Below are 461 nucleotides of genomic sequence, written 5' to 3'. Positions count from 1 at the left end.
TTAAATTTTGACGGAGTTAATGATTATGTAAACTTAGGAACTTCAATTTCTACTGCTTTAAATGGAGCAACTGCTTTAACATTTGAAGCATGGATTAATCCATCAGTTTTAAATGGGTGGAATAATATTATTACAGATTATGATGGAGCTTATCATAAAGTATTATTACGTGTAAGAAATAACAACAACATTCAATTTGTTTTAAATGGTACTTTTTTAAATTCTCCTTTTAGTGTTCCCTTAAATACATGGACTCATATTGCTGCAGTTTATGATGGAGCAAATATGTATGTTTATGCAAATGGAACTTTAATCGCTTCTCAAGCTGCTTCTGTAAGTTTACCAACCACTTCAAATCAATTTAACATTGGTAATAGAATTAGTGGTTCAGAGCTTTTCACAGGAAATATTGATGAAGTTCGTGTTTGGACTACTGCAAGAACAGTTGAACAAATTAATGG

Annotated in this window: 1 protein-coding gene; it reads left to right on the top strand. The window is 30.8% G+C overall.

Going from position 1 to position 461, the window contains the following annotated elements; genetic code table 11:
• On the top strand, positions 1 to 461 hold a 461-nt coding region (locus NHF50_RS15625; protein WP_252777366.1), incomplete at both ends, for a LamG domain-containing protein.

It is taken from the genome of Flavobacterium sp. NRK F10 (assembly GCF_024054235.1).
Taxonomy (GTDB): Bacteria; Bacteroidota; Bacteroidia; order Flavobacteriales; family Flavobacteriaceae; genus Flavobacterium; species Flavobacterium sediminis.
Note: the sequence above shows the minus strand (reverse complement) of the source record. Positions and strands in the feature narration are given on the sequence as shown.